General features: G+C 65.2%; 9 protein-coding genes and 1 pseudogene. 4 read left to right on the top strand and 6 right to left on the bottom strand.

The window, feature by feature from the left end:
• From CQY20_RS21280 to CQY20_RS21265, 4 genes are all read right to left on the bottom strand, one after another.
• On the bottom strand, positions 1–273 hold a 273-nt coding region (locus tag CQY20_RS21280), incomplete at its 3' end, for a leucine zipper domain-containing protein (RefSeq protein ID WP_165789285.1).
• A 104-nt stretch (positions 274–377) separates the two neighbouring features.
• Entirely contained in the window at positions 378–1,286 is a 909-nt protein-coding gene (locus CQY20_RS21275) for an NAD-dependent epimerase/dehydratase family protein (RefSeq protein ID WP_097942066.1), read from the bottom strand.
• A complete protein-coding gene (locus CQY20_RS21270; RefSeq protein ID WP_371870997.1) occupies positions 1,265–2,191 on the bottom strand; it encodes an alpha/beta fold hydrolase in 927 nt (308 codons plus the stop codon). Before CQY20_RS21270 ends, CQY20_RS21275 begins: the two co-directional genes overlap by 22 nt.
• A gap of 25 nt (positions 2,192–2,216) precedes the next feature.
• The gene (locus tag CQY20_RS21265; RefSeq protein WP_097942065.1) at positions 2,217–2,570 is read right to left on the bottom strand and encodes a Fe-S protein; all 354 of its coding nucleotides are present in this window, start codon (positions 2,568–2,570) and stop codon (positions 2,217–2,219) included.
• 42 nt (positions 2,571–2,612) lie between these two features.
• On the opposite strand from CQY20_RS21265, the gene CQY20_RS21260 reads away from it, so the two are divergent.
• The 3 genes from CQY20_RS21260 (at position 2,613) to CQY20_RS21250 (ending at position 4,626) form a co-directional block, all read left to right on the top strand.
• Positions 2,613–2,852, top strand: coding sequence for a DUF6480 family protein (locus CQY20_RS21260; RefSeq protein WP_097942064.1), 240 nt, complete (start codon positions 2,613–2,615; stop codon positions 2,850–2,852).
• A 12-nt stretch (positions 2,853–2,864) separates the two neighbouring features.
• Positions 2,865–3,941, top strand: coding sequence for a M42 family metallopeptidase (locus tag CQY20_RS21255; protein WP_097942063.1), 1,077 nt, complete (start codon positions 2,865–2,867; stop codon positions 3,939–3,941).
• Between the two features lie 238 nt (positions 3,942–4,179).
• Entirely contained in the window at positions 4,180–4,626 is a 447-nt protein-coding gene (locus CQY20_RS21250; protein ID WP_097942062.1) for an STAS domain-containing protein, read from the top strand.
• Between the two features lie 37 nt (positions 4,627–4,663).
• Here the strand turns inward: CQY20_RS21250 and htpG are convergent, their stop codons facing one another.
• Entirely contained in the window at positions 4,664–6,598 is a 1,935-nt protein-coding gene (gene htpG, locus CQY20_RS21245; RefSeq protein WP_097942061.1) for a molecular chaperone HtpG, read from the bottom strand.
• Positions 6,599–6,759: 161 nt separating this feature from the next.
• Between htpG and CQY20_RS21240 the strand changes: the two genes are divergently transcribed.
• Entirely contained in the window at positions 6,760–7,434 is a 675-nt protein-coding gene (locus CQY20_RS21240; RefSeq protein WP_163700527.1) for a methyltransferase family protein, read from the top strand.
• A 14-nt stretch (positions 7,435–7,448) separates the two neighbouring features.
• Here the strand turns inward: CQY20_RS21240 and CQY20_RS36350 are convergent.
• A pseudogene (locus CQY20_RS36350) lies at positions 7,449–7,682 on the bottom strand (phosphopantetheine-binding protein); the annotation flags it as partial.
• Between the last annotated feature and the right edge of the window lie 38 nt (positions 7,683–7,720).

Genomic DNA, 7,720 nt, shown 5'->3' with positions numbered 1-7,720 from the left:
GATCTCGTCAGGACCGCACCGGTGGCGTTTGCGCCAGGCCACGATCTGGTTCTCCACGCTGGGCCGAACACGGCTCGGACTGGTATGCGGCCGCGAGGACCGGTCGTGAAGACCGTCTTCACCCTCGGTCTCAAAACGACTGATCCAGGTGTGGACGCATTTACGCGAAACCCCCATCGCTTTCGCGATATGGGCCTTGGGCCAACCAGCCTGATACCGGTGCACCATCAGCAGGCGGCCGTGAAACGTCGTACGGGCATTACGGTGGGACACGAGAACCTCCGGACGGTGGTGGACCTAGACAAGCCACACCCCACCCGGAGGTTCTCCTCACATCAAGCCAACACGCCTGCTACCAACGTCCTGTCCCAGTACAACTAGCCGGTTGCGCCGAGCAGTTCCGGGTGAAACGTGCTCACCATGCGGCGCATGCCGTCCTGCCAGTCGACCGTGGTGCCGCCGATCAGTTCGCGCATCCTGGTGCTGTCGGTCGGGTTGCCGCGCAGCGCCTGCGTGCTCTCTTCGAACACGGGCTCGACGCCGATCAGCGAACCGATGTAGGTGCACCACTGCTGGAGGCTGACGGCCTGCTCGCCGCACCAGTTGATGGTGGTCGCCGGAACTGAGGCCGCCGCAAGCAGTTTCGGGATCATCGCGACGATGTCGTCCTCGTGAATCGGGTTGTACACGGCTGGTGCGCCCGGTGGCACGGGAATCGGGATGCCGCCGAGCATCATCTCCATGTGAAAGAAAGGCCATCCGCCGTTGTCCCCGTAGGGCACGTTCAGCCGGGCGATGATGGCGGGCAAGCCCAGCGCACGCGACATCGTGCGCACCACAACCTCTCCCGCGATCTTGGAGATGGAATACGTTGGAAACAACGGCTTGTGGTTGTCGCCCAGCGCGGCGCGCTCGGTGCGCGGCTCGTCATCGGGCGGATCGTAGACGGCCGCCGAGGAGCAGTGTAGGAATGCTTTCGCGCTGCGGCAGTGGGCCATCAGCAGGCCGACCGCCTCGGCGTTGGCGCCCAGGTCTTTGTCCCATCGCCCGCTCTTGGCGACCGCCAGGTTGAGCACGTAGTCGAAGTCGGTTGGCAGACCACTGAAGTCGCCGTCAGCCAGGTTGACCGTCTCGCACCGAACACCGGCCTGCTGCAGGCTTTCCCGCGCCGCCGCGTCGGTGAAGCGGGCGATTCCCCACACCTCGTTGTCGGCCGCGAGCGCGCGGGCGATGGGTGCGGCGACTTGTCCGGTGGGGCCGGTGATCAGGATTTTGGATCCGCGCATACCGCTGATCCTAGGGAACCGTCAGCGCGGGCGTGTCGGTTGAGGAAGTCGACGACGGCCGAGGCGAACAGATCGTTGCGGTCTCCCGCCACCATGTGCCCTGCGCCTTGCACGTCGACGAACTCGACTTGGGGGAAGCGGGCGAGAAACTCCTCGGCGCGATCCTCGCTGACCAGGTCACTGACCTGCCCGCGCACCAGCAGCATCGGCACACCGTCGGCGAGGATGGCCGCGACGGCCGTGTTCATGCGCTCCGGGTCGGTCACCTCGATCGGCGGACGCGCGGCCGTGCCGTCGATGAACTGCGGATCCCAGTGCCAGTACCACCGGTCGCCGCGGCGACGAAGGTTGGCGCGCAACCCATTCAGGTCGGTGGGCCGCGGCCGATGCGGGTTGTATTCGGCGATCATGTCGGCGACCTCCTCGAGGGAGGCGAATCCGTCCACCATCCGGTCGACCATGAAGTTGTGGATCCGCTCTGCGCCCGACGGGTTCATGTTCGGCACGATGTCCACCAGCACGACGGCGTCGGCGATGCCGCGAGCCAGCTCGCCTGCGAGCAGCATTGAGGTGAAGCCGCCGAGCGAGGCGCCCACCAACACCGGTCGGGGCGGCAGTTGAGCCAGCACGTCGCGCACGTCTTCGGCGAACGTGACCACGCGGTAGTCGCCCTCGGCCGACCAGTCCGATTCGCCGTGACCGCGGAAGTCGACGGTGACGGCCTGCCAACCGCGCCGCGCCATCGCCGCCGCGGCCTTGGCCCACGACCGTCGGGTCTGCCCGCCGCCGTGCAGGAACACCACGGCGCGCTCGCGGGCATCGCCGAGGCGGTCGGCGACGATGCGGACACCGCCGGGCCTTTCGGTCACGAACGGCTCGGGTGTTGCCATCTTCCGAGTCGTCATTCCCCGAATCGTATGGGGTGCAACATCACCACAGGACGGCGATACCGGCGGCGATGAAGACCAGGATCCCGACTGAGGCGAACATCGCGCGCGGGACCGCCTCGCCGGTGCGCTTCTGTCGGACGCTGCCCATGCCGAGCAGGCCGCCGATCACGATGAGGATGACGAGCTTGGTCCCGATCTTCGGGTAGTTCAGCTCGATTCCGGCGGGCCACGGCGCAGCCAGCGCGAGCCCCGTCAGCAGCGACAGGAGCAGGCCGTAATCCATCAGCCGGGTGGTGCGGAAGCGGCGCGCGGCGGCCTCGGCGGCCCAGGCTCCGAACGTGACCGCGAAGCCGGTGATGTGCAGCAAAACAACTACATTGCGTAGTAGTTCCATGGCCGCAAGCGTACATCTTCGTCGGCTGGGTATGGCTACAACATGACCGCCCAGCCACCAGATCCCGATCCCGCGCGGACCTCAGGCCTCGAGGCCGGCGGAGGCGTGACGCCGGGTGAACTGCCGCCCGACTCGGCGCAGACATCCGGCGTATCGGCGCCCCAGCCGCGCGCGCGGCGGAAGTACACGCCGACCGTGGTGGTGTCGATCGTCGTCGTAACGCTCTTCGTGCTGCTGTTCGTCGCGACCGGCGTGTGGCTGCTGTTCGACTTACTTGCGTAACGGGGGCCTAGTTTGCGACGCGAGCTTCTTCAGGAACTGCTGTGGGCCTGCGGGCCCGCCGGCCAGGAAAACGACGTCCGAGACATCTGCCTGCGGGAACTTCGCGCATCCGTCGACGAGATGTGGGTGGACAACGCCGGCAACGTCGTCGGGCTTCTGCGCGGCGACGGCGCGGCCGACGACGCCGCGATCCGGGTGACGGCGCACATGGACGAGTTGTCGATGCTGGTCAAGCGCATCGGTGCCGACGGCACGCTGTACCTGACCCCGCTCGGCACGATGTATCCGGGCAATTTCGGGCTTGGTCCCGTCACGGTCCTCGGCGATCGCGACCGGCTCACCGGGGTGCTCTCGCTCGGCTCGGAGCACACCACCCGGGAAAGCGAACGGATCTGGGAGACCAAGCCCGACGGCGGCGACAAGGCGTTGGACTGGACGCATGTGTACGTCTTCACCGGCCGTAACGTCGACGAGCTACATGCCGCCGGAGTGCACATCGGCACCCGGATCTGCGTTGAACGCAGCAAGCGGACCCTGGTCGAGGTCGCCGATTACCTCGGCTGCTATTTCATGGACGACCGCGCGCTGGTGGTTGCGCTCTTGGACGCGGCGCACACGTTGCGGCAGCGGGGCAGGCGCCCGGTCAACGACGTCTACTTCGTCTTCACCACCAGTGAGGAAGTCGGCGGCATCGGCGGCGCCTACGCCGCGCGCACCCTGCCCGGCGACCTCATCCTCGCGCTGGAGGTCGGCCCCACCGAAGGCGAGTACGAGACTTCGGTGAGCGGCGGCCCGATCGTCGCGTACAGCGATGCGATGTGCATCTACGACAAACCCGTCGCCGACCGCCTGATGGATATCGGTGAGAAGCTCGGATTGTCGCCGCAGCCTGCCGTCCTCGGCGCATTCGAGTCCGACGCGTCGCACGCCAAAGCCAGCGGCCTGGTCGCCCGCGCCGGGCTGCTCTGCCTGCCCACGCTGTCCACCCACGGCTATGAAGTAATCCACCGCGACGCGATCGACGCCGTCGCGCAGATGGTGGTGGAGTTCTTGCTGAACGAGCATGCGGATTCCGTAGGTACACGCTGAGACTGGACTCGTTCAGTTAACTGCCAGATTTAACTCAGATTGAAAGACCAAGTAACACAATGGATTCATAAGAGTTCTGTGAACTGTGTCACTTACTCGGATTTCGTCGTAGGGTGAACTCCGGTTGAGCTACCGCCGGTTGCGGCACCCGACGACGTGGCGTCGCTGTTCCGGCCTTCAGATTGCAGGGGTCTTCGAGTCGACTCGAGCGTCTTGCCACGCTGGGAAGGAGTTCGCCTTGCCCGTCGCTACGACCGTTCAGCTGCGCCAGGTTCGTCTGCCCGCCGCCGAGGAGATCCAGCGCGCGGGCCGCGCTGTCTTCACCGCCGAGGAGCTGACCGACGCCAGAGTGCTCGTCTGCGTCCGCGGTGAGGTCGACGCCACCAATCGCCAGGCGCTCGGCCGCTTCGTCCAGCGTCACACCCGCGTCTCCAAGCAACTGATCCTGGATCTGACCGGTGTCGACTTCTTCGGCAGCCAAGCCTTCACGGCCCTGTACTACGCGAACATCCAGTGCGCGCGGCGCGACGTGGACTGGATGGTGGTGGCCGGACCGAGGGTGCGACGAGTAATGCACATCTGCGATCCCGACGACCAGTTGCCGATCGTCGAGGACCTCGCCGCCGCACTCTGCCGACTCGAGCATGTCGCCAAGTGCCACCACGCCGTCGCCTGGGGCGAATAGCTCGGCCGTCGTGACCTGATCCCCCGGTCCGTTTCCGTTACACGGTTCCGGCGAGGCGCTGCGCGAGCAACGATGCGAATTTCGCCGGGTCCTCCGGCACGTCTCCTTCGGCCAGCAGCGCGGTGCCGTACAACAACTCCGCGGATTCCTTGAGCGACGGGTCGTCGGCGGGCCGGCTCTTCTGGGCCTGCTGCAACCCCGTGATGAGCGGATGCTTCGGGTTGAGTTCAAGAATTCGCTTCCCGACCGGAACCGTCTGTCCGGAGGCCCGGTACATGCGCGCCAGCGCCGGCGTGATGCCGAAGGCGTCGGTCACCAGGCAGGCCGGCGACTCGGTCAGCCGGGTGGACAACCGCACCTCCTTGACGTGTTCACCAAGCACATCCTTGAGCCAGGACAGCAGGTCGGCGAACTCCCGTTCCGCCTCCTCGCGTTCGGCCTCGTGCGCCTTCTTCTCTTCCTCGGAGTCGAGGTCCACCTCGCCCTTGGCGACCGACTGAAGCGGTTTTCCGTCGAACTCGCTGACCGCCCCGACCCACAGCTCGTCGACCGGGTCGGTGAGCAGCAGCACCTCATATCCCTTGGCCTTGAACGCCTCCAGATGCGGCGACTTGCGAAGTTGGTCGCGCGTCTGCCCGGTGGCGTAGAAGATCTGCTTCTGCCCCTCCTTCATCCGGCCGACGTAATCCGCCAGCGTCGTGAGCTCCTCGTCGCTGTGCGTTGAGGCGAACGACGAGACGCGAAGGATGGTGTCCTGGTTCTCGAAGTCCGACATCAGGCCCTCCTTGAGGACTGCGCCGAACTGGGTCCAGAACTTGCGGTAGTCGTCGGGGCGTGAGGACTGCATGTCCTTGATCGCCGACAGCACCTTCTTGGTCAGGCGGCGACGGATCGCCGTCACCTGGCGGTCCTGCTGCAGGATTTCGCGGGACACGTTGAGCGACATGTCCTGGGCATCGACAACGCCCTTGATGAAGCGCAGGTAGCTGGGGACGAGCTCGTCGCAGTCGCCCATCACGAAGACACGCTTGACGTAGAGCTGCACCCCAGTCTTGGCGTCGCGGGTGAACAGGTCGAACGGCGCGTGCGACGGGATGAACAGCAGTGCCTGGTATTCGAACGTGCCCTCGGCCTTCATGGTGATGACCTCGAGCGGTTCGTCCCAGGCATGGGCGATGTGCTTGTAGAACTCCTTGTACTCGTCCTCGGAGACTTCGTCTTGGCTCTTGGCCCACAGCGCCTTCATCGAGTTGAGGGTCTGTGTCTCGACGGTGACGGTCTCTTCGCCGCCTTCCTCCGCCGGTGGTGTGCGGCGCTCGACCTGCATGCGGATGGGCCAGGCGATGAAGTCGGAGTACTTCTTGACCAGTTCCCTGATCTTCCACTCCGAGGTGTAGTCGTGCAGCTGGTCCTCGGCGTCTTCTGGCTTGAGGTGCAGCGTGACCGACGTGCCCTGCGGAGCGTCGTCGACGGTTTCGACGGTGTAGGTGCCGTCGCCGCTGGACACCCAGCGGGTGGCGTTGTTCTCGCCGGCCTTGCGGGTGAGCAGCTCGACCTTGTCGGCCACCATGAACGTCGAGTAGAAGCCGATGCCGAATTGGCCGATCAGTTCCTCGGAGGCGGCGGCGTTCTTGGCTTCCCGCAGCTGTTGACGCAGTTCGCCGGTGCCGGATTTGGCCAGGGTGCCGATGAGCTCGACCACCTCGTCACGGCTCATGCCGATGCCGTTGTCGCGGACGGTCAGGGTCCGGGCATCCTTGTCGGTTTCGATCTCGATGTGCAGATCGGAGGTGTCGACCTCGAGGTCCTTGTTGCGAAATGCCTCGATCCGAAGTTTGTCGAGAGCATCCGAGGCGTTGGAGATCAACTCGCGGAGAAAAGAGTCCTTGTTCGAATAGACCGAGTGGATCATCAGATCCAGCAATTGGCGCGCCTCCGCCTGGAACTCCAACTGCTCGACGTTGGCGGTCATGTGCCTCCATTCCTCAGCGCGACGTTGTATGTCTTGACATTTGGGAAAAATGATAGCGAGCCACCGCCGGTGGCCTTGCGGAGTTGGTGCGTGCCTGCGCGCCAGGTAACGGTAGGTTTGTCGGGTGCGCTGACAGCTTGCGGTGCCGTATAGGGGGATTCTTGAGAAGCATTCTGCAAATGCTGGTGTTCGGTTTGCTGGAGCCGGTGGTATTCGGGCTGATTCTTTTTGCGGCCGCCGGCACGTTCGACTACTGGCAGGCGTGGGTGTTCCTGGTCCTGTTCGCTGTCACCGGATGGATTCCCAGCATCTATCTGATGCGGACCAATCCGGCTGCGATGGAACGGCGCCGCAGGGGCGGCCCCGGTGCCGAGACCCGCAGGGCTCAGAAGATCGTCATGGCCAGCGCATGGCTGTCACTCGCGGCGATGCTCGCGGTCAGCGGGCTCGGCCATCGGTTCGGCTGGTCTTCGGTGCCGACGGTGATCTGCGTGATCGGCGACGTCCTGGTGGTGGTCGGCCTGAGCGTGATGATGCTGGTGGTGATCCAGAACAGCCACGCGGCGGCCACGGTGCGGGTGGAAGCCGACCAACCACTGATCTCAACGGGCCTCTACGGGTTGGTGCGCCACCCCATGTACACCGGCAATGTGATCCTGCTGATCGGGATTCCGCTGGCGCTCGGCTCCTACTGGGGGTTGCTCTTCGTCATCTCCGGCGTGGCGATTCTCGCGTTCCGCATCCGCGACGAGGAGAGCCTGCTGTCGGCGGAACTGGCCGGCTACCCCGAGTACACCCAGAAGGTGCGGTATCGCCTGGTGCCCGCGGTCTGGTAACTGCGGCAGCGGGTTTACTCAGCCTGGTCCGCCAGTCGTTGGCTCAACCGTCGAACCGACGACGCGTCCAACAGCGTGCTGACTGGCAGGTCGACGTCCAAGGCTGCGTTGATCGCGGCGACCGCCCGCATCGCCGATACGGAATCGCCGCCCAGGTCGATGAACGACTCGTCCACACCCACGCGGTCCCGACCCAAAATGGTGGCGTAGATCCCGGCCACGATCTGCTCGACAAGCGTTGCCGGAGCACGGTATTCGCCATCCCCGCCGGTGGCGCTGGCCTGCG

The organism is Mycolicibacterium agri (assembly GCF_002553505.1).
GTDB classification, from domain to species: Bacteria; Actinomycetota; Actinomycetes; order Mycobacteriales; family Mycobacteriaceae; genus Mycobacterium; species Mycobacterium agri.
The sequence above is the reverse complement of the archived record's forward strand: the minus strand, read 5'-3'. Positions and strand labels throughout refer to the sequence as shown.

What these genes read in the sequence shown, in the direction of transcription:
- CQY20_RS21275 (WP_097942066.1), bottom strand. Translation starts at nt 1,286, where the DNA reads ATGCGCGGATCCAAAATCCTGATCACCGGCCCCACCGGACAAGTCGCC.
- CQY20_RS21270 (WP_371870997.1), bottom strand. Translation starts at nt 2,191, where the DNA reads ATGACGACTCGGAAGATGGCAACACCCGAGCCGTTCGTGACCGAAAGG.
- CQY20_RS21265 (WP_097942065.1), bottom strand. Translation starts at nt 2,570, where the DNA reads ATGGAACTACTACGCAATGTAGTTGTTTTGCTGCACATCACCGGCTTC.
- CQY20_RS21260 (WP_097942064.1), top strand. Translation starts at nt 2,613, where the DNA reads ATGACCGCCCAGCCACCAGATCCCGATCCCGCGCGGACCTCAGGCCTC.
- htpG (WP_097942061.1), bottom strand. Translation starts at nt 6,598, where the DNA reads ATGACCGCCAACGTCGAGCAGTTGGAGTTCCAGGCGGAGGCGCGCCAA.